The 24,312-nt window shown below is 37.1% G+C and carries 26 protein-coding genes; 16 read left to right on the plus strand and 10 right to left on the minus strand.

The window, feature by feature from the left end; translation table 11 throughout:
• Positions 1 to 2: 2 nt before the first annotated feature.
• From GSB9_02446 to GSB9_02448, 3 genes are all read left to right on the plus strand, one after another.
• Positions 3 to 1,550: a DUF4301 family protein gene (locus GSB9_02446; protein ID UKM65875.1), complete on the plus strand. Its 1,548-nt coding sequence runs from the start codon at positions 3 to 5 to the stop codon at positions 1,548 to 1,550.
• Positions 1,551 to 1,556: 6 nt separating this feature from the next.
• Positions 1,557 to 1,964 (plus strand): aminoacyl-tRNA hydrolase, encoded by a 408-nt coding sequence (arfB, locus tag GSB9_02447; protein UKM65876.1) that lies wholly within the window; start codon positions 1,557 to 1,559, stop codon positions 1,962 to 1,964.
• A 272-nt stretch (positions 1,965 to 2,236) separates the two neighbouring features.
• Entirely contained in the window at positions 2,237 to 4,420 is a 2,184-nt protein-coding gene (locus GSB9_02448) for a TonB-dependent receptor (GenBank protein ID UKM65877.1), read from the plus strand.
• 159 nt (positions 4,421 to 4,579) lie between these two features.
• Here GSB9_02448 and GSB9_02449 read toward each other — a convergent pair whose 3' ends face one another.
• Positions 4,580 to 5,017: a hypothetical protein gene (locus GSB9_02449; protein ID UKM65878.1), complete on the minus strand. Its 438-nt coding sequence runs from the start codon at positions 5,015 to 5,017 to the stop codon at positions 4,580 to 4,582.
• A 160-nt stretch (positions 5,018 to 5,177) separates the two neighbouring features.
• Between GSB9_02449 and greA the strand changes: the two genes are divergently transcribed.
• Entirely contained in the window at positions 5,178 to 5,651 is a 474-nt protein-coding gene (gene greA / locus GSB9_02450; protein UKM65879.1) for a transcription elongation factor GreA, read from the plus strand.
• Between the two features lie 124 nt (positions 5,652 to 5,775).
• Complete coding sequence (locus GSB9_02451; GenBank protein UKM65880.1) at positions 5,776 to 6,165, plus strand: HIT family protein; 390 nt, start codon at positions 5,776 to 5,778, stop codon at positions 6,163 to 6,165.
• Here GSB9_02451 and GSB9_02452 read toward each other — a convergent pair.
• Together GSB9_02452 and GSB9_02453 are read right to left on the minus strand one after the other, a co-directional pair.
• The gene (locus tag GSB9_02452; GenBank protein UKM65881.1) at positions 6,160 to 6,510 is read right to left on the minus strand and encodes a hypothetical protein; all 351 of its coding nucleotides are present in this window, start codon (positions 6,508 to 6,510) and stop codon (positions 6,160 to 6,162) included. The genes GSB9_02451 and GSB9_02452 overlap by 6 nt on opposite strands.
• On the minus strand, positions 6,503 to 7,663 hold the full coding sequence (locus GSB9_02453) for a HAMP domain-containing histidine kinase (protein ID UKM65882.1): 1,161 nt from the start codon (positions 7,661 to 7,663) through the stop codon (positions 6,503 to 6,505). Before GSB9_02453 ends, GSB9_02452 begins: the two co-directional genes overlap by 8 nt.
• A 123-nt stretch (positions 7,664 to 7,786) precedes the next feature.
• On the opposite strand from GSB9_02453, the gene GSB9_02454 reads away from it, so the two are divergent.
• The 4 genes from GSB9_02454 to GSB9_02457 all read left to right on the plus strand — a co-directional run bounded on the left by GSB9_02454 (position 7,787) and on the right by GSB9_02457 (position 10,603).
• A complete protein-coding gene (locus GSB9_02454) occupies positions 7,787 to 8,656 on the plus strand; it encodes a flavin reductase family protein (GenBank protein UKM65883.1) in 870 nt (289 codons plus the stop codon).
• A 39-nt stretch (positions 8,657 to 8,695) separates the two neighbouring features.
• Positions 8,696 to 9,073: a DUF3127 domain-containing protein gene (locus GSB9_02455; GenBank protein ID UKM65884.1), complete on the plus strand. Its 378-nt coding sequence runs from the start codon at positions 8,696 to 8,698 to the stop codon at positions 9,071 to 9,073.
• Between the two features lie 99 nt (positions 9,074 to 9,172).
• The gene (gene aat, locus GSB9_02456; protein ID UKM65885.1) at positions 9,173 to 9,811 is read left to right on the plus strand and encodes a leucyl/phenylalanyl-tRNA--protein transferase; all 639 of its coding nucleotides are present in this window, start codon (positions 9,173 to 9,175) and stop codon (positions 9,809 to 9,811) included.
• Positions 9,812 to 9,817: 6 nt separating this feature from the next.
• Positions 9,818 to 10,603 (plus strand): polysaccharide deacetylase family protein, encoded by a 786-nt coding sequence (locus GSB9_02457; GenBank protein ID UKM65886.1) that lies wholly within the window; start codon positions 9,818 to 9,820, stop codon positions 10,601 to 10,603.
• Between the two features lie 63 nt (positions 10,604 to 10,666).
• Here the strand turns inward: GSB9_02457 and GSB9_02458 are convergent, their stop codons facing one another.
• The gene (locus tag GSB9_02458) at positions 10,667 to 11,248 is read right to left on the minus strand and encodes a DNA-3-methyladenine glycosylase I (GenBank protein ID UKM65887.1); all 582 of its coding nucleotides are present in this window, start codon (positions 11,246 to 11,248) and stop codon (positions 10,667 to 10,669) included.
• 106 nt (positions 11,249 to 11,354) lie between these two features.
• Between GSB9_02458 and GSB9_02459 the strand changes: the two genes are divergently transcribed.
• Positions 11,355 to 11,972: a thioredoxin family protein gene (locus GSB9_02459; protein UKM65888.1), complete on the plus strand. Its 618-nt coding sequence runs from the start codon at positions 11,355 to 11,357 to the stop codon at positions 11,970 to 11,972.
• Here the strand turns inward: GSB9_02459 and GSB9_02460 are convergent.
• From GSB9_02460 to GSB9_02462, 3 genes are read right to left on the minus strand one after another with little or no spacing between them, the layout of a single operon-like run.
• Positions 11,956 to 12,672, minus strand: coding sequence for an energy transducer TonB (locus GSB9_02460; GenBank protein UKM65889.1), 717 nt, complete (start codon positions 12,670 to 12,672; stop codon positions 11,956 to 11,958). The genes GSB9_02459 and GSB9_02460 overlap by 17 nt on opposite strands.
• A gap of 50 nt (positions 12,673 to 12,722) precedes the next feature.
• Positions 12,723 to 13,415 (minus strand): tRNA pseudouridine(55) synthase TruB, encoded by a 693-nt coding sequence (gene truB, locus GSB9_02461; GenBank protein ID UKM65890.1) that lies wholly within the window; start codon positions 13,413 to 13,415, stop codon positions 12,723 to 12,725.
• A 1-nt stretch (position 13,416) separates the two neighbouring features.
• Positions 13,417 to 14,211, minus strand: coding sequence for an undecaprenyl-diphosphate phosphatase (locus GSB9_02462; GenBank protein ID UKM65891.1), 795 nt, complete (start codon positions 14,209 to 14,211; stop codon positions 13,417 to 13,419).
• Between the two features lie 86 nt (positions 14,212 to 14,297).
• On the opposite strand from GSB9_02462, the gene GSB9_02463 reads away from it, so the two are divergent.
• Positions 14,298 to 15,422 (plus strand): glycerate kinase, encoded by a 1,125-nt coding sequence (locus GSB9_02463; GenBank protein UKM65892.1) that lies wholly within the window; start codon positions 14,298 to 14,300, stop codon positions 15,420 to 15,422.
• Between the two features lie 6 nt (positions 15,423 to 15,428).
• On the opposite strand, the gene GSB9_02464 is transcribed toward GSB9_02463, so the two are convergent.
• Both GSB9_02464 and GSB9_02465 read right to left on the minus strand, forming a co-directional pair.
• Positions 15,429 to 15,680, minus strand: coding sequence for a DUF3098 domain-containing protein (locus GSB9_02464; protein ID UKM65893.1), 252 nt, complete (start codon positions 15,678 to 15,680; stop codon positions 15,429 to 15,431).
• Between the two features lie 114 nt (positions 15,681 to 15,794).
• Positions 15,795 to 16,673 carry a permease-like cell division protein FtsX gene (locus tag GSB9_02465; protein ID UKM65894.1) on the minus strand — a complete coding sequence of 293 codons (879 nt, stop codon included), beginning with the start codon at positions 16,671 to 16,673 and terminating at the stop codon, positions 15,795 to 15,797.
• A gap of 177 nt (positions 16,674 to 16,850) precedes the next feature.
• Here GSB9_02465 and GSB9_02466 point away from each other — a divergent pair, with 177 nt between their 5' ends.
• The gene (locus GSB9_02466; GenBank protein ID UKM65895.2) at positions 16,851 to 17,420 is read left to right on the plus strand and encodes a PorT family protein; all 570 of its coding nucleotides are present in this window, start codon (positions 16,851 to 16,853) and stop codon (positions 17,418 to 17,420) included.
• Here the strand turns inward: GSB9_02466 and GSB9_02467 are convergent.
• Positions 17,417 to 18,349: a DMT family transporter gene (locus GSB9_02467; protein ID UKM65896.1), complete on the minus strand. Its 933-nt coding sequence runs from the start codon at positions 18,347 to 18,349 to the stop codon at positions 17,417 to 17,419. The genes GSB9_02466 and GSB9_02467 overlap by 4 nt on opposite strands.
• Positions 18,350 to 18,635: 286 nt before the next feature.
• On the opposite strand from GSB9_02467, the gene GSB9_02468 reads away from it, so the two are divergent.
• The 4 genes from GSB9_02468 to GSB9_02472 all read left to right on the plus strand — a co-directional run bounded on the left by GSB9_02468 (position 18,636) and on the right by GSB9_02472 (position 24,285).
• The gene (locus GSB9_02468; GenBank protein ID UKM65897.1) at positions 18,636 to 21,644 is read left to right on the plus strand and encodes a leucine--tRNA ligase; all 3,009 of its coding nucleotides are present in this window, start codon (positions 18,636 to 18,638) and stop codon (positions 21,642 to 21,644) included.
• Positions 21,634 to 21,900 (plus strand): SemiSWEET transporter, encoded by a 267-nt coding sequence (locus GSB9_02469; protein ID UKM65898.1) that lies wholly within the window; start codon positions 21,634 to 21,636, stop codon positions 21,898 to 21,900. Before GSB9_02468 ends, GSB9_02469 begins: the two co-directional genes overlap by 11 nt.
• Before the next feature lie 330 nt (positions 21,901 to 22,230).
• Positions 22,231 to 23,331 carry an alanine dehydrogenase gene (gene ald / locus GSB9_02471; protein UKM65900.1) on the plus strand — a complete coding sequence of 367 codons (1,101 nt, stop codon included), beginning with the start codon at positions 22,231 to 22,233 and terminating at the stop codon, positions 23,329 to 23,331.
• 258 nt (positions 23,332 to 23,589) lie between these two features.
• Positions 23,590 to 24,285 (plus strand): zinc metallopeptidase, encoded by a 696-nt coding sequence (locus GSB9_02472; GenBank protein ID UKM65901.1) that lies wholly within the window; start codon positions 23,590 to 23,592, stop codon positions 24,283 to 24,285.
• The last annotated feature ends 27 nt before the right edge of the window (positions 24,286 to 24,312 follow it).

The following is a 24,312-nucleotide window of genomic DNA, read 5'->3' on the forward strand; positions in this document are numbered from 1 at the left end:
AAATGTTTTCCGATAAGGATATAAAGCAAATAAGGGATAAGGGTATTTCGATAGATGAGGTTAATGATCAAGTTAATCGTATAAAAGATGGCATGTCGTTTTCAAGCTTATTGTCTGCCGCCACTATTGGTAAAGGTATTGAGCGTTATAATGATTCTGATACAGATGGGTTTATTAAAACTTTTGAGGAGAAAAAAGACCAGCTTAATCTCTTAAAATTTGTACCGGCATCTGGAGCGGCCACAAGAATGTTTAAATTTTTATTTCAATTTTTAAAACATTTTAACCCCAAGAAAGATACCATAGAACGCTATGCAGAGCAACGTAACGATACCTTAATTGAAACTTTTATAACAAAACTAAAAGACTTTCCGTTCTATGAGGAAGTCATTTTAAAACTAAAGGGAACCACACCAGATTTAGATGGCTTAAGTGATTCTGAAAAATATTATGAGTTTGTAAAAACCATGTTAGACGACGATGGTTTGAATTATAGTTTCCTGCCAAAAGGCTTGCTGCCATTTCATAAATACGATAGTAAAGCAATTACAGCCTTTCAAGAACATTTGTTTGAATCAACGCTTTATGCTTCGTCAAATGGTCAAGCAAATCTTCATTTTACAGTGTCTGAAAAGCATCATGAGTATTTCAATAAAGAATTTAGGAAAATAAAAGGCGACCTCGAGCAGCGAACAAAAACCACTTTTAACGTGTCGTTTTCTTATCAAAAAGAGGCGACCGAAACGGTAGCTTTGACTACAAATGATGAGGTTTACAGGAAAAGTGATGGTTCAATTTTATTTAGACCTGCAGGTCATGGCGCACTGTTGGAAAATTTAAATGATCTGGAAAGTGATTTCATTTTTATAAAAAATATAGACAACATTGTAGTTGCCGAGCGGAACATTGAAATTTCAAAATACAAAAAACTTTTAGCGGGAGTACTACTAGAGGCTCAAGAAACGGTGTTTTCGTATTTAAACAAGCTCGATCAAGGTGATATTGAGGATACCGATTTAAAAATCATGCTTTTATTTTTACGATACCGATTAAATGTGTCTATCCCAGCTGAAGTTGAGGGTTTTAGCATTGAAGAAAAAGCAGAATTTTTAAAACAAAAGCTAAACAGGCCCATGCGCGTTTGTGGGATGGTTAAAAATGAAGGTGAACCTGGAGGAGGGCCGTTTTGGGTAAAAGATAAAGACGGAAAAGTTTCGTTGCAAATTGTTGAATTTGCGCAGATAAACTTCAGTAAAAAAGGACAACAAGAACTTGTTTACAAAGCCACGCATTTTAATCCAACCGATTTGGTATGTGCCGTTAAAAACTATAAAGGTAAAAAGTTTGATCTTACAAAATATGTAGATCCAGATGCTGCTTTTATTACAATGAAAACACAAAATGGCACAGATATTCAGGCATTGGAACTACCCGGCTTATGGAATGGTAGTATGGCACATTGGAATTCCATTTTTGTTGAAGTGCCTGTTGAAACCTTTAACCCCGTTAAAACGGTAAACGATTTACTTAAACCTGCGCATCAAGTTTAATTAGGTATGTTTAATGCAGAACATTTAATAAAAGAATTAACATTTAAGGCGGTTAGAAGCTCGGGCAGTGGTGGGCAACATGTAAATAAAACCTCAACAAAGGTAGAACTGTCGTTTGATTTGAATACCTCAAAAGAGTTAAGTGAAGCACAAAAAAACAGACTTCAAAAAAAACTAAAAAACAGACTTACCAATGATAGTGTATTAATACTGCAATGTGGAGAAAGCCGAAGCCAGTACAGAAACAAAAACTTGGTTATTGTTCGCTTTTTAAACTTAATAAAATCGAATTTAACGACTCCAAAACCCCGAAAACCAACAAAAGCACCAAAATCGGCAATTCGAAAACGTTTAAAAAACAAGCGGTATCAATCACAAAAAAAAGAAAATAGGAAACCACCCCAAGCCGATTAAAATAATTGAAAATATTTATGGCAATTAACTAATTGGTTTTTACCTTTGCCCCGTTCTCATAAAGGGGTGCCAGTATTTGGCTGAGATCATACCCATGGAACCTAGAACAGGTAATGCTGTTTAGGGAGGCGATAATCGCCGTTTTAGAAATAATATCGTGTTTAACAGTAGGGTTTTCAATAGTAAAGCAACCTTTCCGAAATTATTTCAAAAAATCAATAACAACAAAGAATAATTACCTCTTTTTATTCGATTATAAATTCATAATCGTAATGAAAAATTTATTCAAAAATTTGTCATTCCTGCGAAGACAGGAATCCAGTAAGCTAAAACTTGCTGTCATCTTGGTTCTGTTAATTTCAGTCAGTGCTACTGCGCAAGAAAATCAAGTTAAAAGCGATTCAACCAAAACTGAAAATCTAGATGAAGTATTGGTTAAAGCGGTTAGGGTAGATGCCGATTCGCCCATTACACATACCAATGTTTCAAAAGAAGAGTTGGCAAAGCGTAATTTGGGGCAGGATATTCCCATTTTATTAAACTATTTGCCATCGGTGGTAACCACTAGTGATGCAGGAGCAGGTATAGGTTACACGGGTATTAGGGTGCGTGGAACCGATGCTACACGTGTTAATGTAACCATTAATGGAATTCCTTACAATGATCCCGAAAGCCAAGGAACCTTTTGGGTTAATTTGGGCGATTTTGCATCCTCAACCCAAAGTTTACAATTGCAGCGCGGTGTTGGCACATCAACTAATGGTTCTGGGGCTTTTGGTGCCAGTTTAAATGTACTTACTGATGCCGTTTCGCAGGATGCTTACGGAGAAATTTCTAATAGCTTTGGGAGTTACGGTACCCGTAAGCATACTGTTAAATTAGGTACAGGCTTATTGAACGACCACTTTGAGGTTTCAGGCCGCTTTTCAAAAATTGATTCAGATGGTTATGTTGATCGTGCTTTTACCGATTTAAAATCATATTTCCTGCAAGGTGTCTATAAAGATGGGAATACACTCATCAAAGCTTTGGCATTTGGAAATAAAGAATATACCTATCAAGCTTGGTACGGTTTAACGGCTGAGGAATTGGAGGAAGACCGCCGCCAAAACCCATACACTTACGATAACGAAACCGATAACTATTGGCAAGACCATTACCAATTACATTGGAACCAGCGTTTTAATAATAATTGGTCCACCAATTTAGGTTTGAATTACACAAAAGGCAAAGGCTATTTTGAGCAATATAAACCAGAAGAAAGTGCGGAAAATTTTAATAACCTAATAGAAGAAGGGTCTGATGTTATTGTACGCCGATGGCTTGATAACAATTTTTATGTTTTAAATGCCAACGTAACGTATAAAAATACTGGTTTGGAAATTATTTCTGGATTGTCGATGAGCAGTTACACTGGAGATCATTTCGGAGAAGTGATTTGGGGAAGTGATTTAGCAGAAAATACAAGTATTCGAGACCGGTATTATAATGGTGATGCCACAAAAAACGATTTTAGTGTATTTTCGAAGGCAACCATTAAGTTGGATGAAAAACTTACCGGTTTTATTGACTTGCAAGGCCGGTTTGTTAGCTATAAAACTAATGGCTTAAATTCGGATAGGATTGAATTTAAAACCGATGCCGATTTTAGTTTTTTCAATCCTAAATTAGGTCTGACTTATAAGAGTTCAGATTTCAGTAGTTTTTATACCTCGTATGCCCGAGCCAATAGAGAACCCAATCGCGATGATTTTAAAGCTGGTGTAACGGAAAACGAAACTCTTAACGATATTGAATTGGGTTGGCGATACCGAAACAACAATGTTAGTTTAAATACCAACTTATACTATATGTTTTACCAAAATCAATTGGTGTTAACAGGCGAATTAGATGATGTTGGAAGTCCCATCAGGGCAACTAGTGGAAAAAGTTATAGGTTAGGTTTGGAAGTTGATGCCGCCATTCAATTTTGTAAAGCATTTGGAACGTCTACTAACATTGCGTTAAGTAGGAATAAAAACAGGGATTTTAATTCATCCATAAATGGTGAAGTGGTTGACTTAGGAAACACCAATATTTCATTTTCACCAAGTATTGTTGCGGGCAACGCGCTTAATTTTTATCCAGCTGAAAGATTGCAAATTTCGTTTTTAAGTAAATATGTTGGAGAGCAGTACATGGGGAACACAGATAATGAAGACTCAAAACTTGATGGCTATTTTGTAAGCGATTTTAATGTGAACTATGAAATTAAACCTAAAAAGATATTTAAATCGATTGTTTTGTCTGGTTTGGTTAATAATGTTTTCAATAAAGAGTATGTTTCCAATGGTTATTTCGGTTCTTATGATTATGAGGATGCATCAAGCCCGTCTGGTATAACAACTGGGTATTATGCAGGTTATTATCCGCAAGCCACCACGAATTTTCTAGTGGGTGCAACGTTGAAGTTTTAAAATACCAACTTTACAGAAAAATGAGGTTGTCTTAAAAGCATGAAAATATGTCATTCTGAACTCGTTTCAGAATCTCAATCATCAGGTGTTCAGTTTGTATTAAGAATCTGAAACGAGTTCAGATTGACAAAACAAAAACTTTTAAGGCAGCCTTTCTCTTTAGTTATAAATCGTTAAAATATTGCCGCTTCGTTCTATTCTGTAATTTCTTAAAGGACACCGTAAACCAGCATTGCCATCAGGTGTCCCGGTGACAAAATTATAAGTGTTGCCGTCGCCACAACCACAAGTGCCGTTAAGTCCAGAGGGCACTAAAGCCGAACATTCGCTTGGTGCATGGTTGGGGTCGCTGGCGTCCCAAGCATAAAAATCAACACCAGTACTGGCTACAATAATGCCAGCGTTACCAACATTGGGAATATAAACCGAATTACCTGCAAATTGCAGTTGGCTATATGCTGGTAAACTAAGGTCGATGCTTAGGTTTACGTTAATATCCAATAAAAACCTGCAGTTTTTATCGTCAACAACATTGCTGCTACAAGACCATAAAAGGCCAAAGCAGGCTAGGTAGAAAAAATATGTTATAGTTCTCATAAAATAGGCTTGCAATTTAACATAAAAAGTAAACCGACATAAAAATTTTGTATATTTGTAATATAAATCTCGTATGTACGAGATTTTTTTTGTGCTGATGACTTCTTGCTATTTATTTGAAGTTTTTCGGCCTCTTTTTATTAAGTAAAACGATGAAGATATGAGTAAAGTATCATACTACACAGCAGAAGGATTAAAAAAATTAAGAAGTGAGCTTAACCATCTAAAAGATGTGGAACGTCCCAAAGCCTCTCAAGCTATCGCTGAGGCCAGGGATAAAGGCGATTTGAGTGAGAATGCAGAATACGATGCCGCCAAGGAGGCGCAAGGCCTATTGGAAATGAAGATTTCTAAACTAGAAGAAACGCTTTCTAATGCGCGGTTAATAGATGAGTCGCAGTTAGACACCTCAAAAGTTTTGGTCTTATCAACCGTAAAAATAAAAAATCAAACCAATGGCATGGAAATGAATTACACCTTGGTGGCCGAGAGTGAAGCCGATTTAAAATCGGGTAAGATATCGGTAAATTCGCCTATTGGTAAAGGGCTTTTAGGTAAATCTGTTGGCGATGTTGCCGAAATAAAAGTGCCCAATGGTGTTATGAAATTCGATATTATCGAAATTTCAAGATAAACGTTTCCTTTTGGAAACCATATGTTTTCAAAAAAATATTTAATTCCTTTTAGAAGATTCCTGGTTAATTTTACTTGGAATCTTTTATCTTTATAATAGGTGCATCAAAAAAAATAAAAATACTATGGCTTCAATATTCACTAAAATCATTAACGGCGACATTCCGTGTTACAAAATTGCAGAAACAGATGATTTTTTTGCGTTTTTAGATATAAACCCAAACGCTAAAGGACATACATTGTGTATTCCGAAGAAAAAGGTCGATAAAATTTTCGATTTAGACGAAGCGACCTATATAGGGCTCATGGCTTTTTCCAGAAAAGTGGCTATGGCTATAGAAAAAGCGGTGCCTTGTAATCGTGTTGGCGTTTCGGTTATAGGTCTGGAAGTGCCACATGCGCATGTGCATCTTATTCCATTGCAATCTATGGAGGATGCTCGCTTTATAAAAAAAGAGCAGCTAACAGATGCTGAATTTCACGACATTGCGAATGCCATAAAATCACAACTATAGTTCGGTGTAAAATATTGATAGAACAATAATAACACTTAACAGGACCGTCACAGCTATAACCAGCCACATTGTTTTTTTAAAATGTGTTGAGGTTTTTTGGGGTGTGAACGCTCTTTTTTGATATGCTACTACGCGTTCAATATCGTCGGTCCATTGTACGGGATAAATAATAGAATTACAGGTTTTACAGGCTAATTCGTGTTGAATCTCTGGCGTTATAGATTTGTATAAAGCCGTTTCAACAACCCTTTGTTTGAAACTTAAACGCAGTCCGTCGTTGCTGTAGCATTGCGGGCAATTGTTTTTTAAAATAACGGCTTTGTGATCAATAAACTTTTCAGTCATAATTGTGCGCGCGTTTTAGGTTTATTTGTATGGTCGTGCCTTTGTCTTTTTCAGACTCAAGAACACTTATTTTTCCTTTATGGAAATCTTCAATAATCCGTTTGGTTAGTGATAGCCCTAAACCCCAACCACGTTTTTTAGTGGTAAACCCAGGCTCAAAAATCTTATTGAAATCATTTTTATTGATACCTTTTCCAGTGTCTTTTACAGTTATTTTTACATCGCTTTCCAGTTGCGAAATTTCGATGGTAAGCTTACCACGACCTTTCATGGCGTCGATGGCATTTTTCACAAGATTTTCAATACACCAACTATATAATTGCTTGTTGAGTTTTACTGGAATTTCATCATTGGGTTTGATGATTTCAAAAGTTATAAGTTTAGATGATCGGGCTTTTAGGTAGTCGTATGAGTCTATGGTTTCTTCTACAATATCGGCAATTTCAAGGGTTGGTAAAGACCCAATTTTGCTAAAACGTTCTGTTATGGTTTTAAGTCGGTCGATATCTTTTTCCATTTCTGAGATATAATCAGAACTCACATTTTCAGTTTTTAAAATTTCGGTCCAGCCAATTAAAGACGATAAAGGGGTTCCTATTTGGTGGGCCGTTTCTTTTGCCATACCAGACCAAAGCTTGTTTTGTGTTGCGTTTTTGTTGCTACTATAAAAAAAGAAAATTACAGCCCCAAAAAGAAACACGATAAGCAATAAGGCCATTGGGTAATATTTAAGTTTGTTTAGAAGCGGAGAATTGCCATAATATATTGTCGAATAAATCTCTCCCTCAAACATGATGTCTATGGGTTTGTTTTCGCTTTTAAAGGTCTCTATAATTTTCTGTATCGACTGTTTGTCCTTTAATTTTTTTTCATCAATATTGTTGGAGAGGCTCAAGTTACCATCTTGGTCTATTACCAACATAGGCGTAGATGTATTGCTGTTCAATATTTTTAAGGTCAGTTTTAAGTTGGTGTTGGTTTCGGCATTGACGAATTCGGTTTGGGCAAACGACCAATTTTCCATTTTGGTGCGCTCTTCGTCTTTAAAATGCTGAAAAAACTCGTAAGTTTTCCATAAAATAAGGGAAACGATAGCAAAAGATGCAGCAATAATAATCCACTTAACGGCGCTGCTATGTTTTGAGAAAAACATGGATAAATAAATTTTAATCGGTAATATAATGCAAATCTGTTAATATTATTGTTCAAGTTGTTAGTAAATCGGTTTTTAGATGCGTTATAGTTTGGTTACATTTGTTGTTTATTAAAAAGTTTTATGGTGTCAATTGATCCAAAGCACTTATCAACCAGTAAATTACACGGTTATTTGTTAAGTACGGTTGCGCCTAGGCCCATCGCCTTTGCCAGCACGGTTGATGTTCATGGAACCCCAAATTTATCGCCATTTAGCTTTTTTAATGTGTTTAGTGCCAATCCGCCTATTCTGGTGTTTTCGCCGGCGCGAAGGGTTAGAAATAACACTGTAAAGCATACGCTGCAAAACGTTGAAGCAACAAAAGAAGTTGTCATTAACATGGTGAGCTACGATATGGTGTACCAAATGTCGTTGAGCAGTACAGAATATCCGGAAGGTGTTAACGAATTTGAGAAGGCTGGTTTTACCATGCTTAAATCTGATATTGTAAAGCCCTTTAGGGTGGCCGAATCGCCTGTTCAGTTTGAATGTAAAGTGAACGATGTTATAAAGTTAGGAACCGAGGGCGGTGCAGGAAATTTAGTGGTTTGCGAAGTTGTAAAGCTGCATATTGACGATGGGGTTTTAGATGAAAGTGAAAATATAGATCAAATCAAATTAGATTTGGTTGCCAGAGCAGGAGGCAGTTATTACAGCCGTTCAAAAAAAGGTTTTTTTCAAATACCAAAGCCGTTGTCAACATTAGGTGTTGGAGTAGATAACTTTCCAGACCATGTGAAAAACAGCATGGTTTTAACCGGCAATGATTTAGGGATGTTGGGAAATGTAGAAGCGCTGCCAACAGCCAAGAGCGTAAAAGCTTTTATAGAAGGTTTAAGTAAGCGTTACCCCGATATAAAAACGGCAACGCACCGACAAAAACATAAATTAGCACGCAATTATCTAAGTTTTGGCGATGTTGATAGTGCCTGGAAGATATTGTTGTCGTAAAAAGAAAAGGAGTATTAATAAAGAATAAAAATAGAATACATGGAAGTTCAAGGAAGAGTAAAATTGATTGGAGAAACCCAAACTTTTGGAAACAATGGTTTTAGAAAAAGAGAAATTGTAGTAACAACAGAAGAGCAATACCCACAGCATATTATGATAGAGTTTGTTCAAGATAAAACAGAATTGTTGAACAATTACCAAGTGGGGCAGCAAGTAAAGATAAATATCAACTTACGAGGTAGAGAGTGGGTAAATCCACAAGGAGAAACAAAGTACTTTAACTCTATCCAAGGGTGGAGAATTGAAGCCTTGCAACCAGAATCTGCTGCGGGTAATGTGCCACCAGTGCCACCAGCTGATGCTTTTGAGCCTGCTGGCGACTTAAATGAAGATGAGCACGACGATTTGCCGTTTTAAAAATGAATATTTAAAGTTTAGCTAGCCGTAAAAACTTTAAAACAATTAAAAACCTCAACGTTAATTTAAAATGTTGAGGTTTTTTTATTTTTATAAACCATGCATTACTTAACACAGAAAATTTGGTTTCCAGATGTTAACCAAGCCACGGCCGATGGTTTGCTGGCCGTTGGTGGCGATTTATCGATTGAAAGATTAATTTTAGCTTATAAGTCGGGTATTTTTCCATGGTTTGAGAACGAAAGCCCTATTTTATGGTGGTCACCAAACCCACGTTTTGTGCTTTTTCCAGAAAAGCTTAAAATTTCAAAAAGTATGAAACAGGTTATTAAGGCTAAAAAGTTTGAAGTTACTGTTAATAAGGTGTTTAACGAAGTGATTTCCGAATGCTCTAAAATAAAACGATCTGGGCAAGATGGTACCTGGATAACCGAAAGTATGATTAAGGCCTATAATGAACTACACGAAAGGGGTTACGCTAAATCTGTTGAGGTTTGGGAAGGGAGTGAATTAGTTGGCGGGCTTTACGGTATTGATTTAAAAAACGGTGTGTTTTGCGGCGAAAGTATGTTTGCAAAAGTAAGCAATGCCAGTAAATTGGGTTTTATTACCTTTATTGAAAATAGTAATTACAAACTGATTGATTGCCAGCTTTATACCAAGCATTTAGAAAGTTTAGGAGCCGAAGAGATTTCAAGAGATATATTTATTACTTATTTGAAAGATACGAAATGTTAAAATTATATGAAAAAAACTACAACCTTTGTATTTCTGATTCTACTTTACTTTTCGGGGTACTCGCAAATTTTAAAGCATAAAATACCAGATAAGCTGGTTGTTTTAACCTTCGATGATGGTTGCGAAAGTCAATATTCGGTTGTGGCGCCCTTGTTAAAAAAGTTCAATTTTAAAGCCACCTTTTTTATGTGTGAGTTTCCACCAAATTACAAAGACAGTACGATGTACATGACTTGGGCAAAGGTGAAAAAGTTGTCGGAAGATGGGTTTGAAATCGGGAACCATACGCTTTCCCATAAAAAGATGAATCAAATTTCTAAGCAGGAGGCTATTGAGCAAATAAAAGCCATCGAGCAGAGATGTGATTCTGTGGGCATTAAAAAACCAAAATCGTTTGCTTATCCTGCTTATCGCTTGAATGAAACGTCTTTGCAAATCCTAAGTAAACTTAATTATAAGTATGCCAGAGCAGGAGGAGACAGGCCGTATAATCCATTGGTTGATCACCCGTATTTAATACCGAGTTGGGCAATGCAGTCAGATAACAAAGATGATATTCAAAATGCCTTCAATCAAGCAAAAAATGGAAATATTGTGGTTATAACAGTACATGGTGTGCCCGACTTAGAACACCCATGGGTCAATACTCCGCCAAAATTATTTGAGGAACACCTTCAGTATTTAAATGACCATGATTTTAAAGTAATCTCTATAAGTGATTTAGATGATTATATAAATTTAGATGAAGCTCTAAAATCAATACCTCCAGATTTTAATAAGCCTCTTAGGTGAAGTTTTAATCAAAAGAGTTCCTTGATGCTCTGTGTTGGGGATGGTTCGTTTCAAAAAAATTCTTTATTGGCTTAGTGCGTTAACTTCTTCGTATCTAAAACAATCTACTTCATGGTCGTTTACCATGCCAGTGGCTTGCATATGGGCGTAAATAACAGTGGACCCCACGAATTTAAACCCCCGTTTTTTTAAATCCTTGCTAATGGCATCACTTAAAGGTGTATTGGCTGGTGCGTTTTGGTAGTTTTTTAAAGCGTTTTTTATAGGTTTCCCATCAACAAAACCCCAAATATAATTGCTGAAAGAACCAAATTCCTCTTGTATTTTTATAAAGGCTTGTGCATTGGTAACGGTAGCTTTCACTTTAAGTTTGTTTCTTATAATGCCAGTGTCTTCAAGTAACGTGTCTAATTTTTTTGGGTTGTAATTGGCAATCTTTTTATATTCAAAATCATCAAATGCTTTTCTGAAATTTTCGCGTTTCCGCAATACGGTAATCCAGCTTAAGCCCGCTTGGAATGTTTCTAAAATTAAAAATTCAAAAATGGTATTGTCGTCATAAATGGGTACACCCCATTCTTGGTCGTGATAGGTTTCGTAAAGGGCATCGCCAACGCACCATCCGCATCTGTGTTTTGCTTCCATAATATTTAGAAAGTTTTAAAGTAAAAGTATGACAAATATCATCTGAATTGAAATGTTAAGCCCTTAATTTTGAGCTTATCATATTGTCCGATAAAAAATACTATTTATGAATGCTTTAATACAATCAAGTTTAGAACGCGGTTTGTCGTATCAGTCCTATAGAGAATTAATGAAACGATTGGTTGATGAAAAATCTACCACGGGTTTGGAGAAGACAAAAGACAGAATTAATTTCACCAAGCTTAACGATCGCCGCATGAAGCGTTGGGATAAAACCATTAAGGTGGCTAAAAGTATGCAGAAAAAAATTGCCGAATTTAATCACCCTACAACGTGGTTGGTTATTAGTGAAAGTTGGTGTGGCGACGCAGCACATGTATTGCCAGCGATTAATAAAATTGCCGAATTGAATGATAACATTGATGTTAAAGTGGTGCTACGTGATGAAAATCCCGAATTGATGGATGCCTTTTTGACCAACGGAGCACAGTCTGTGCCTAAAGTTATTATTATAGACAATGAAACGAATGCGGTTTTAAACACCTATGGCCCGCGACCAAGTGAGGCGACGTCTTATGTAAATCGTTTTAAAGCTAAATACGGAAAATTAACACCAGAGTTTAAAGAAGACTTGCAGCATTGGTACAATAAAGACAAGGGGCAAAACGTACTTACCGATGTTACTGAAATGCTCTGTAGGTTAGAGCCTAGCGTTTGCCAATAAAATTAAAAGTAATAGAACCTAATTGGCTGCTTTTAGATGCGTCGGCATTAAATTTAGACTGCTTGGCATATTCTATGGCATGCTCAATTAAGCATTCATTATTTGAGTTCGACGATGTATTCAAATAGGCATCTGTAACATTGCCTTGGTTGTTAACCTTAACATTTACAACTATTTTTCCATCTACCTCACATAGATAAACAGGTATAGGTATGTAAATCTTTTTTCGGTTAGCCAACGAATAACTGATAGTGCTTTTATGGTTGTTGTTCTCGGCCAATTGTTTTTTTAAAACTTCGTTGGCTTTATTGAATTGTGATAAGGCATCTTGGTTTAATTTAGAGTTGTCTGGAAGCGTATAATCTCTTTTGGCGGTTAGGCTGTTTTCAGAAAAATCACTGCTTTTTGGTATGTAATCTTCAGGAGGAGCAATACGTTTAAAAGCTTGCGCAAAACGTTTGTTTTCTTGGGCTTCATTAAAAGCTTTGTTGGTTTCAGCCTTAGCTTTATTCGCATTTTCTAAAGCTTCAAGTTGTTTTAACTCTTCTTCTGTGGGGTCTTTTTCGGGTTCAATAACATAGTAGCTTTCTGAAATAAATTCACTGTGTTTTTTAAGTCCAATATTAAAGATAGAAAGAACAACTGTTCCAGAAATTAGAAAAGTTATAAGTAAGGCTCTATGTTGATTTGTTAGGTGCAAATCTTAGTTATTAAATTTGGGTTCAGTAAATATACGTAAAAATACCCAATTTAGCCTTTAAGTGTATTTGTAAAGGCCTCAATAGAGACAGCGTTGCCAACATCAAAGGCACCAATTTTGGTTCGCCGAAGTGCTGATAAATGAGCGCCAGATTGCAAGGCTTTGCCAAAATCGTTGGCTAAAGACCGTATGTAAGTGCCTTTGCTGCAAACTACTCTGAAGTCAATATTTTGACCATTAATTTGAGTGATTTCAAATTCTGAAATATTAACGGTGCGTGATTTTATTTCCACCGATTCGCCCGCTCTGGCAAATTCATAAAGGCGTTTTCCGTCTTTTTTTATAGCTGAAAATACTGGTGGGAATTGTTCGATATCACCAATAAACTGCTTTGTAGCTTTGTGGATTAAGTCTTCCGTAATATGCTCCGTTGGGAAGGTTTTGTCTATTTCGGTTTCTAAATCAAAAGACGGTGTAGTACTGCCTATAGTAAAAGTGCCTGTGTATTCTTTAATCTGTGCTTGAAAGGTGTTGATTTGTTTGGTCATTTTTCCAGTACAAATCACTAAAAGGCCAGTTGCAAGTGGGTCTAACGTCCCAGCATGGCCTACCTTTATTTTTTTGAGTTTGAAGGCTTGCTTGAGTTCCCAGCGCAATTTGTTAACCACCTGGAAGGAGGTCCAATTTAAAGGTTTATCAATGAGCAAAACCTGTCCGGAAAGATAATCTTCAGCAGTTAGCATATTAATTAAAAAAAGTAAATATAATCGCGATAAGGCCTACAATTGCGCAATAAACTGCAAAATAGGTAAGCTTGCTTTTTCTTACTAAAGCAATCATCCAGGTACAGGCAAAAAGTCCTGCAACGAATGCCGCTATAAATCCAATAGATAGTGCGGTAAAGTTACCGCTATCGTAACTCAATTCGCCACTTAAAACATCTTTGGCTATTTTACCAAAAATTAATGGGACTACCATTAAGAACGAAAAACGTGCCGCTTTGGTTTTATCGTTTCCTAGTAAAACAGAGGTGGAAATAGTAGCGCCAGAGCGCGAAATACCGGGCAGCATGGCTATGGCTTGCGAAATGCCAATAACAAATGCGTTAGAAAACGACACTTTTTTGTTAGTGTTTTTTGCTTTGTCTGCAAGAAAAAGTAAAACAGCGGTTATTAAAAGCATACAGCCCACTAAAAAAATATTGCCGCCAAAAAGTGCCTCTAGTTGTTCTTCAAAAAACAAGCCAATAATAACGGCCGGAATCATCGAAACTGCAATTTTAGAGATAAACTGTAAATCGTCATTCCACTTAAATTTTAAGGCGCCAACAATTAAATTGAAAATATCTTTTCTAAAAACAACGATGGTACTCAAGGCTGTCGCGAAATGTAAAACGACTGTAAAAAGAAGGCTTTCTTCCGGAACCGAATGACCACCCAAAATGGCTTTGCCCAATTCTAAGTGGCCGCTGGAGGACACGGGCAAAAACTCAGTAAGACCCTGAATAATACCAAGGATGATTGCGTCAATTATTTCCATGGGGCAAAAATATTAAAATACCAACACAAATGGTTTTGTTATCAGGTAAATTATAAATGTTATTTTAGGATTGTTAAACTATAGGAATGAAAATAGGTATTGCTCCCGATAAGTTTAAAGGTTCGTTAACCGGATTGCAGTTTTGTAATTCGGTTGAAGCGGGCTTGTTAAACATAAATTCAGACTTGGAAATTTTAAAGTTGCCCTTGGCGGATGGTGGCGATGGCACGCTAGAAGTGGCTAATTTTTATTTAAAAGGGAGCACGGTTAAGGTTAAAGTTAGCAACCCCTTTTTTAAGCCCATAAAGGTCATGTATTTATATGCTGAAGATTCAAAAACAGCGTTTATTGAAATGGCCGAAGCTTCTGGGGTGAAATTATTGAAGCCCCATGAATTAGACTGCAAAAACGCTACTACTTTGGGTACGGGCGACATGATTGTTGATGCCTTGGAAAAAGGAGCAAAAACCATTTTTTTAGGACTTGGCGGAAGTGCCACAAATGATTGTGGTATGGGTATGGCTACTGCTTTGGGGTATAGGTTTTTAGATAAAATGGGCAAAGAGCTCAAACCAATTGGAACCAATTTATCAAAAGTGGCTTCGGTTGAAAAGTCTGATGTGCATTCAAGATTGTATGATGTAAAGTTTAAAATAGCCTGCGATGTAACCAATCCGTTGTATGGAAAAAACGGTGCGGCTTATGTGTATGCGCCACAAAAAGGCGCGACGGCAGAAGACGTTAAAATGCTGGACAAAGGTTTGCAAAGCTTTTCAAAAATCATGGAGTCACAATTCAAGGTTGATGAGCAGTTGGTAAGCGGAGCTGGTGCTGCAGGCGGTATGGGTTACGCATCAAAAGTGTTTTTAAATGGCGAATTAAAACCGGGCATTCAACTCATTAAAGAATTGGCTGATTTCGATTCCAAAATAACGGGTTGCGATTGGATTATAACAGGAGAAGGTAAGTTAGATAAACAAACTTTGTCTGGAAAAACGATTAATGGTGTTTTGGCTTCCGCGAAAGCGAAACACATAAAAATAGCGGCACTTTGTGGTGCTATTGATTTGAGTAAATCCGAAATGGAAAAGCTAGGAATTAACTATACCGATGTCGTTGTAAACTATTCCAAAAACTTTGATGATGCTTTAGCGAACAGTTATGATTATGTTAAAAAAATGACTGAAGAATTCGCGAAAAAAATCTTTTGAGTGCGTTTATTTATCCGGATTTAAAAGAATAGCGTAAATTTCAAAACCAAAACCTATTAAAACCAACATGGGTGCCAAACGAATACGGCGCCAGCTAAAAATTTCGGGGTTAAAAATGTTAGGGTCGTCGCTACCACCGCCGGCCATTAAAATAAAGCCAAGCGCAATAACGGCCAGACCTATAAACATGAATTTGTAGTTTTTCTTTCCAAATACAAAAGTTGGTTTGGCTTCTTCTTTTCGTTTTTGTTCTCCCATAGTTTTAATGCTAGTGCTGCAAATTAACAGAAATATTTAAAAAGCATTGTTAACGTGATTGTAAATTATACTTTTTTCAATAGTCAATAGTCAATAGTCAATAGTCAATAATAGTTAGTAGTAAAGCTCATCGGTACGTAAATTTAAAAAGCGTTGCGTAGCAAAATGGGTGCTTATCCAGGTAATAACAATGCCCAAAGCAAACACAAAGACAAACAGGCCAACGACTAAAACAGGGGTGTTTAAAAGCCCTAGTTCAGGGAAGGTTCTGTTAACATAATACAACACAATGGCCATGCCTATTAGGGCTAGAATGGCGCCGATAATGCCCAAACGTACACTTTTCCAAACGAACGGTCGACGAATAAACTGCTTGGTGGCACCCACCATTTGCATGGTTTTTATGGTAAAGCGTTTAGAGTAAACCGATAAACGTATAGAACTGTTAATGAGCAAAACCGCTATCAGTGTGAAAATCCCACTAATGACCAACACCCAAAAACTGATTTTTTTAACATTATCGTTCATAAGGTTTACAAGGTCGTTGTCGTAAGTCACTTCGTCAACAAAGTTTTTAGCGTTGGCTTCTTCCGATATTTTTTCCAAATGCCCCGAGGTTACAAAATCGGCTTTTAGGTGTACGTCAATAGAGTTTTGAAGCGGGTTGTAACCCACAAAATCCATAAAGTCCTCACCGTTTTCGGCTTTCATGAATTCGGCTGCTTTCTCTTTTGAAACATACTCTGTGGATTTTACATATTCGGCCATCGCCAAACTTTTTTCAAGCTGATTGATTTCAACTTCTTTGGCAGAGTCTTTTAAATAAATGGTAAGCACTACTTGCTCCTTAAAATGATCTGAAACCTTTTTTGCGTTCAATACCAGCATGCCCAATAGTCCTAATAAAAACAAAACTAACGCAATACTAAGCACTACTGAAAAGTACGATGAAATTAGTCTGCGTTTTTGGTGTTTTTCAAAAGATGAGCTCATAAAAGTATTTTGGTTTCGGACGTAAAAATAATAAAAAGATAAGCGAAATAACTAATTAACTAATAACATTATATAACTAGGATTATTTAAAATTGTTGTATAGCTTTAAGTCTTAATTTAAGGTTGGCATAATTGTTGAAAAATAGGGCTAATATTAATCAGAAAGTTTACAGAGTTATGAGCAAAAATTTATTTTTAGGCTTAATCACTACATTTTTAATTTTTATAACAGCCCAAGCTCAGAGCATTGATTTTGGAGCTAAATCCGGGATGAATGTCGCTACGTTTTATGGAAACCGTTCGGATAGTAATATTGATAGAAATAGTTTAATTGGATTTCATGCAGGTGTTTTGGCTGAAGTAAAATTGAGTGAGAATTTTGCGTTGCAACCCGAATTGCTCTATTCGAGAGCTGGTGCTGAAGAAGAAAATCTTGTTACGTTTCAGTTGGATTATGTGTCACTTCCAGTAATGGCAAAATTTTATATTGTTGATGGTTTTAGTTTAGATGTAGGGCCTCAATTTGGGCTTTTAATTAACGATACTGCCAAGTTTCAAATGGACGATGTTCCAGATTACGATACCGATGCCAATACTTTCGATTTAGCATTAAATGCAGGTCTGGGTGTCAACTTTACCAAATCGTGGTTTGCTCAAGCCAGATACAGTTACGGCATAACTGCAGTTGGTGAAAACCCAGATGTTAACAACGGTGTGTTTCAGTTGTCCTTAGGCTACATGTTTTAAGTTGTTGGCTGGTTTCCCGTTCTCGGTTTTCCGGGTTTACTGATGATATAAACACCAACTGCTACTACAACACAACTTAAAATCTTAATTAGGTTGATGTCTTCCGCGTAAGCGTGGTTCATAAAAACGTAGGCCACTATACTCACTAAAATAAAACTAACCACAGGTTGTAAATACACATAACTACTGGTTACCGATGGCGGTAAATAGTTAAGTGCGTAAATGTTAAACAGGTAAGCAAAAAACGTCGTGAATATTACTACGTAACCAATGGTGAGGTAGGTGTGCAGTGTAAAGGCTTCAAAATTTGTTTTAAGCAAATCGTTAATTCCAAAAGGGAAAACATAAATAAAGCCAAATAAAAAGATCCAACTAACCACAGTAATGGCATGGTATTTTTTCATAAGGGTTTTGGCCAATACCAAATAAAGGCCATAGCTGCTGGCGTTTAGTAAAATAAAAAGGTTGCCCAAAAAGGAGCTATTGCCATCGGCTTTGTTGCCGTATAAGATTAGGAATATAGCGCCAATTCCAGCCATGGCGATACCAATAACCTTGTTCTTTGTGATACGTTCTTGTAAAATAAAAAAACTAAAAACCAATACAATTACTGGTGTGGCGGTGGTAATTATCGATGCGTCGATTGGTGATGTTAGGTTAATGCCATGAAAAAATAGCATTTGGTTGGCCGCGCCTCCAAAAAGTCCGCAAAGGGCTAGTGTTACAAAGTCTTTCTTTTCAACTTTCTCTTTAACAAACAAGAATTTTACAGCCCAAAAGAGCAACACGCAGCATGTTAGCCTGACAAATACAAAAGCTGTTGGGCCAATTTTATTGGGCATAACCCCTTTGGCAACGAGATAATTAGCACCATAAATGATATTAGCGCCTAAAAGTGCCAAATGGGCTTTGGTGGTGTTTTTTATCAAAATTAGGGAGGATTTAGGCTGTGAAATTACAAATTGCCACGTAATTAAAACTTAAATTAAACCACATTATTTCCAGATATAAAAAATGATATCATATAATGTTGTAAACTTCTTCCGTTTTTCTTTAGAAACCGTAAATTTGCGCTTTTATTCGTCATTGCGAATTAGGCATACTGAACATAGTCGAAGTGAGATGTGGAAATATTATGAATTCAGTCGTTGTATTCAAAAGATTGCCGTAGTTGTACCTCTTTCGTGATGACAGCATTATTTTTAATAAAATACGATGAATTACAATTTCAACGAAATAGAAGCCAAGTGGCAAAAGTATTGGGCCGAAAACCAAACATTCAAAGCCGAAAATAATAGCGATAAACCTAAGTATTATGTACTGGATATGTTTCCATACCCCAGTGGTGCGGGGTTGCATGTGGGGCATCCGTTAGGGTATATTGCTTCTGATATTTATGCGCGCTACAAACGCCACCAAGGCTTTAACGTATTGCACCCACAAGGCTACGACAGTTTTGGTTTGCCTGCCGAGCAATATGCTATTCAAACGGGACAGCACCCAGCCATTACAACGGCCGATAATATAAAAACCTACCGCCGCCAGTTGGACCAAATTGGTTTTTCTTTCGATTGGAGTCGTGAAGTTCGTACATCAGACCCGAGCTATTATAAGTGGACACAGTGGATTTTTATCCAATTGTTCAACTCGTGGTATAATTATAAAAGCGATAAGGCTGAAGATATTTCAGAACTTATAAAGTTATTTGAAGTTGAAGGTAATGCTAACGTCAATGCGGCTTGCGATGACGATGTGGAATTTTTTACCGCATCGGATTGGAATATTTTCGACGATGTTAAAAAACAAGAAATACTACTCCAATACCGTTTAACCTACTTGGCGGAAACCGAAGTAAACTGGTGCCCCGCACTAGGAACGGTTTTAGCAAACGATGAAATTGTTAACGGTGTGTCTGAGCGTGGTGGCCACCCTGTAGTGCGTAAAAAAATGACCCAATGGAGCATGCGTATTTCGGCTTATGCCGAGCGCTTGTTGCAAGGTTTGGAAAAAATAGATTGGACCGATTCGTTAAAGGAAAGTCAACGCAACTGGATTGGGAAATCGGTTGGTGCTACTGTAACTTTTAATGTAAAAAATCACGATGAAGTGATTGAAGTGTTCACTACGCGTCCGGATACTATTTTCGGTGTGAGTTTTATGACTCTGGCACCAGAACACGACTTAGTATCTAAAATTACAACGTCCGAACAAAAAGCCGAAGTTGAAGCCTACATTGAAGCGACCGCAAAACGCAGTGAACGTGAGCGTATGGCAGATGTAAAAACTATTACAGGTGCCTTTACAGGGGCTTATGCCGAGCATCCGTTTACTAAAGAACCAATTCCGATTTGGATTGGCGATTACGTATTGGCGGGCTACGGTACCGGAGCGGTAATGAGTGTGCCTAGTGGCGACCAACGTGATTACGATTTTGCAAAACATTTCAACATCCCAATTCCTAATATTTTTGAGGGTGTCGATATTTCAAAAGAAGCTTTTGCCGATAAAGAAAATACCATTATTGCCAATAGTGATTTCCTTAATGGGCTCAACCATAAAAAAGCCACCAAGCGTGTTATTTTCGAATTGGAAAAATTAGGACAAGGCCAAGGAAAAACCAATTATCGCTTGCGCGATGCTGTTTTTAGCCGCCAACGTTACTGGGGGGAGCCATTTCCAGTGTACTATGTAAATGGCATGCCACAAATGATTGATGAGCAACATTTGCCGATTAAATTGCCCGAGGTTGAAAAATATTTACCTACCGAAACGGGCGAACCACCATTAGGCAACGCCACCGTTTGGGCTTGGGATACGGAGAAAAACGACGTCGTTTCGAACGATTTGATAGACCATAAAACCGTGTTTCCGTTAGAGTTGAACACCATGCCGGGTTGGGCGGGTAGTTCATGGTATTTTAACCGTTACATGGATGCCAATAACAACGAATCGTTTGCAAGCCCAGAGGCTTTAAACTACTGGAAAGATGTCGATTTATACATTGGCGGTAGCGAGCACGCCACAGGGCATTTGCTATACTCGCGATTTTGGCAAAAATTCTTGTTCGATAAAGGTCAAGTACCTGTTGATGAGTTTGCCAAAAAACTGATTAACCAAGGGATGATTTTGGGGACGAGTGCTTTTATTTATAGAGTTGATTTAGGAAGTTTTGGTTTTGAAGTCAAAGGAGATGATATAAAGGGGCAATTAAATAAATTTAATGTTTTTGTTTCATTAGGAAAATTAGATTCCTTAAAGAATTCGACGAATGAGCTGATAGATTTCAATAACTTTATAAGGGATGAATTTCAAGAGGTTAATTTAGATAAGGGTAAGTTAGTCCATGTAAATATTGATTTAAATAAAGTTCACCCAATCCATGTTAAGGTGAAGTATGTTAATTCTTCTGACGAATTGGATATTAGAGGCTTAAAGGCTGATGAAGAGTTTGGTGAAGATTATCAAGAAGCTATTTTTATAGGAGAGACTGGGAAAAATATAAAAAACGATAATGATATTTATAAAGTTGGCCGCGAAGTTGAAAAAATGTCCAAATCTAAATACAACGTGGTTAACCCCGATGAAATATGTCAACAATACGGCGCCGATAGTTTGCGTCTTTACGAAATGTTCCTTGGGCCTTTAGAGCAATACAAACCTTGGAATACGGCTGGTATAACGGGTGTGCATTCGTTTCTTAAAAAACTTTGGAAATTATATGTGGGCGACAATGGACTAAAAGTTACCGATGCCGAGCCAAGTAAAGACAGCTTAAAAACCTTGCACAAAACCATTAAAAAGGTTCAGGAAGATATCGAGAATTTTTCATTCAATACCTCAGTTTCTACTTTTATGATTGCGGTAAACGAATTAACATCTCAAAAGTGTACTTCAAAAGACATTTTAGAACCTCTGTTGGTTTTGATTTCTCCGTATGCGCCGCATATAGCCGAAGAGCTATGGAGCCAGTTGGGGCACAACGAGAGTATTTCAACCGCAAAATTCCCAAAATTTGATGAAAGCCATTTGGTGGAGAGTAGTAAAAACTACCCGATCTCCTTCAACGGTAAAATGCGTTTTACGTTAGAGTTGCCTTTAGACATGAGCAAAGAAGACATCGAAAAAACGGTATTGGCCAACGAAAAAACACTAGACCAATTGCAGGGCAGAACACCCAAGAAAGTTATTGTAGTTCCTGGTAAAATTGTGAATATTGTTGGGTAATTATATAGAAATTATTGGTTTTATAGCTGCGGTATTAACTACCGCGGCTTTTTTGCCTCAGGTTTACAAAACTTGGAAAACCAAAGATGTTTCGTCGCTATCCTTACCCATGCTTTTAATGTTTTTTATTGGGGTTTTAGCATGGTTAATTTATGGGTTTTTAACTCACAGTCCGTCTATGATTTTCGCCAACAGTATCACTATTGTTTCGGCATTTCTACTTATTTATTTTAAGATTGCTTACGGTAAATTTTAGCAATTAAAGTCATTGTTTGGTCGTCAGATTTTATTTTATAGTTTTTCCTTTTAAAATTGTAAGATAGTGGTTCGCTTGTTTGTAATGGCAACTTTTTATTCTCCGCAAATCGACAAAGTGTAAACTGAGAATTTCTAAAAAATCGAGGTCTGTAAATGGTCATTTTCACGAATTTCATTAATTCTATAAAACCGATGTGTTTTGTGGAATTGTTATAAAAACGTTAAATCGAGTATTAAATATTTAACAAAAGCAATGTTTTTGTGTTTTTTATAAATTCATTGTTGTAATATTGTGGGGTGTTAAGACTAATTTAAAAATCATATTTCTATGAAAATTGGAGTTCCTATTGAATTGAAAAACAACGAAAATCGAGTGGGCATGACGCCTTCTGGTGTTTTTGAATTGACTAAAAGAAATCACGAGGTTTTTGTGCAAAAAAATGCTGGTTTTAATAGTGGTTTTTTAGATGAAGATTATAAAAATGCCGGGGCAACCATTCTTGAGACCATTGAGGCTATTTACGATACGGCCGAAATGATTGTAAAGGTAAAAGAACCCATTGAGCAGGAATACGATTTAATTAAGCCCAACCAAGTGGTCTTTACTTACTTTCATTTTGCATCCAGTGAGCCACTTACCAATGCGATGCTGAAAAGCAGGGCCATTTGTATTGCTTACGAAACGGTAGAGGATGAAGACGGTACTTTGCCGTTGCTAATTCCTATGTCCGAAGTAGCAGGACGTATGTCCGTTCAACAAGGCGCTAAATATTTAGAAAAACCTATAAAAGGGCGTGGCATTTTACTTGGTGGCGTGCCAGGTGTTCCGCCAGCAAAAGTACTGATTTTGGGTGCTGGTGTTGTTGGTTTACAAGCGGCACGTATGGCTTCTGGATTGGGAGCGAACGTATTTATTTTGGATATTAATATGAAAGCGTTACGCCATGTAAGCGAAACAATGCCTAATAATGTCATCAGTGAATTTTCAAGTGAATATAACATCAGAAAACATATAATGGATTCCGACTTGATTATCGGAGGAGTATTAATAAAAGGTGCCAAAGCGCCAAAATTAATTACCAAAGATATGTTGAAAGATATGCGCCCAGGTACCGTTATGGTCGATGTAGCTGTTGATCAAGGAGGCTGCTTTGAAACGACCAAGCCAACAACCCACCAAGAGCCAACCTATATTATTGATGAGGTGGTGCATTACAGTGTGGCGAACATGCCGGGAGCCGTGCCTTACACGTCAACCATGGCGTTAACCAATGTAACCTTGCCTTATGTTACTAAGCTGGCCAACCAGGGTTGGGAAAAAGCCTGTGAAGAAAATGCTTCTTTAGCTAAAGGCTTAAATATTGTTAAAGGCGATATTGTCTACAAAGAAATTGCAGAGGCTTTCGATTTGGAATATGCTTCAGCATAAAAATGGTATTGAAACTTTATAGAGGTGTATAAGAAGTCGTCATTCCGAACAAAGAGAAGGAATCTTTAGAATTCAAGTTGAGAATTATGAGATTACCTCGAAATAAAAATTTCTCGTAATGACGTTTATTTGTTACTTCTTGGACAGCCTTTTTTTATGCGCTATTTTTAACAGAACTTTAAATACTGACATAATATCATATCGTGATTATTGGCTCTATTTTTGCTATCTTTAATTAAAAATTTAAAAAAGAAATACATGTTTGGATATTATATATTATTGGGAGGAATCGCCTTGGTGAGTTGGATTGTTAGCAGCACGCTAAAGCGGAAGTTCGAAAAATACTCAAAAGTTCAATTGCGCAACGGCATGAGTGGTGCCGAAATAGCCGAAAAAATGTTGGCCGACCACGGTATTTATGATGTTGAGGTTATTTCAACGCCAGGTCGATTAACAGACCATTATAACCCGAAAAATAAAACGGTTAATTTGAGCGAGGCGGTTTACAATCAGCGTAATGCCGCTGCAGCCGCAGTTGCGGCTCACGAATGTGGTCATGCCGTACAACACGCCCAAGCTTACGATTGGTTAAAAATGCGTTCGGCATTAGTACCTGTGGTTAGTGTAACCTCTGGTATGTCGCAGTGGTTGGTTATAGGTGGTCTAATTTTAGGTGCCGCTGCCGGAGTTGGTATGGGGTATTGGGTAGCCGTTGCTGGTTTGGCGATGATGGGTTTTGCAACATTATTCAGTTTTATTACACTTCCGGTGGAATACGATGCCAGTAACCGCGCTTTAGCTTGGTTGAAAAATAAAAATATGGTATCACAGCAAGAATATGCGGGTTCTGAAGATGCACTAAAATGGGCGGCTAGAACCTATTTAGTGGCCGCCATAGGTGCTTTGGCAAACCTTGTGTATTGGGGTTTTCAAATTTTTGGAGGAAGAGATTAAAATAGTAGGTATTCTAATTTTTAATTA

Source organism: Flavobacteriaceae bacterium GSB9 (assembly GCA_022749295.1).
GTDB lineage: Bacteria > Bacteroidota > Bacteroidia > Flavobacteriales > Flavobacteriaceae > Flavisericum.

Bases quoted from the DNA above. Each gene is read 5' to 3' on its own strand.
- GSB9_02459 (UKM65888.1), top strand. From the start codon at position 11,355: ATGAATGCTTTAATACAATCAAGTTTAGAACGCGGTTTGTCGTATCAG.
- GSB9_02457 (UKM65886.1), top strand. From the start codon at position 9,818: ATGAAAAAAACTACAACCTTTGTATTTCTGATTCTACTTTACTTTTCG.
- truB (UKM65890.1), bottom strand. From the start codon at position 13,415: ATGCTAACTGCTGAAGATTATCTTTCCGGACAGGTTTTGCTCATTGAT.
- GSB9_02465 (UKM65894.1), bottom strand. From the start codon at position 16,673: ATGAGCTCATCTTTTGAAAAACACCAAAAACGCAGACTAATTTCATCG.
- GSB9_02454 (UKM65883.1), top strand. From the start codon at position 7,787: ATGGTGTCAATTGATCCAAAGCACTTATCAACCAGTAAATTACACGGT.
- GSB9_02448 (UKM65877.1), top strand. From the start codon at position 2,237: ATGAAAAATTTATTCAAAAATTTGTCATTCCTGCGAAGACAGGAATCC.
- arfB (UKM65876.1), top strand. From the start codon at position 1,557: ATGTTTAATGCAGAACATTTAATAAAAGAATTAACATTTAAGGCGGTT.
- greA (UKM65879.1), top strand. From the start codon at position 5,178: ATGAGTAAAGTATCATACTACACAGCAGAAGGATTAAAAAAATTAAGA.
- aat (UKM65885.1), top strand. From the start codon at position 9,173: ATGCATTACTTAACACAGAAAATTTGGTTTCCAGATGTTAACCAAGCC.
- GSB9_02452 (UKM65881.1), bottom strand. From the start codon at position 6,510: ATGACTGAAAAGTTTATTGATCACAAAGCCGTTATTTTAAAAAACAAT.
- GSB9_02455 (UKM65884.1), top strand. From the start codon at position 8,696: ATGGAAGTTCAAGGAAGAGTAAAATTGATTGGAGAAACCCAAACTTTT.
- GSB9_02472 (UKM65901.1), top strand. From the start codon at position 23,590: ATGTTTGGATATTATATATTATTGGGAGGAATCGCCTTGGTGAGTTGG.
- GSB9_02446 (UKM65875.1), top strand. From the start codon at position 3: ATGTTTTCCGATAAGGATATAAAGCAAATAAGGGATAAGGGTATTTCG.
- GSB9_02451 (UKM65880.1), top strand. From the start codon at position 5,776: ATGGCTTCAATATTCACTAAAATCATTAACGGCGACATTCCGTGTTAC.
- GSB9_02462 (UKM65891.1), bottom strand. From the start codon at position 14,211: ATGGAAATAATTGACGCAATCATCCTTGGTATTATTCAGGGTCTTACT.
- GSB9_02458 (UKM65887.1), bottom strand. From the start codon at position 11,248: ATGGAAGCAAAACACAGATGCGGATGGTGCGTTGGCGATGCCCTTTAC.
- GSB9_02449 (UKM65878.1), bottom strand. From the start codon at position 5,017: ATGAGAACTATAACATATTTTTTCTACCTAGCCTGCTTTGGCCTTTTA.
- GSB9_02463 (UKM65892.1), top strand. From the start codon at position 14,298: ATGAAAATAGGTATTGCTCCCGATAAGTTTAAAGGTTCGTTAACCGGA.
- GSB9_02468 (UKM65897.1), top strand. From the start codon at position 18,636: ATGAATTACAATTTCAACGAAATAGAAGCCAAGTGGCAAAAGTATTGG.
- GSB9_02453 (UKM65882.1), bottom strand. From the start codon at position 7,663: ATGTTTTTCTCAAAACATAGCAGCGCCGTTAAGTGGATTATTATTGCT.
- GSB9_02466 (UKM65895.2), top strand. From the start codon at position 16,851: ATGAGCAAAAATTTATTTTTAGGCTTAATCACTACATTTTTAATTTTT.
- GSB9_02464 (UKM65893.1), bottom strand. From the start codon at position 15,680: ATGGGAGAACAAAAACGAAAAGAAGAAGCCAAACCAACTTTTGTATTT.
- ald (UKM65900.1), top strand. From the start codon at position 22,231: ATGAAAATTGGAGTTCCTATTGAATTGAAAAACAACGAAAATCGAGTG.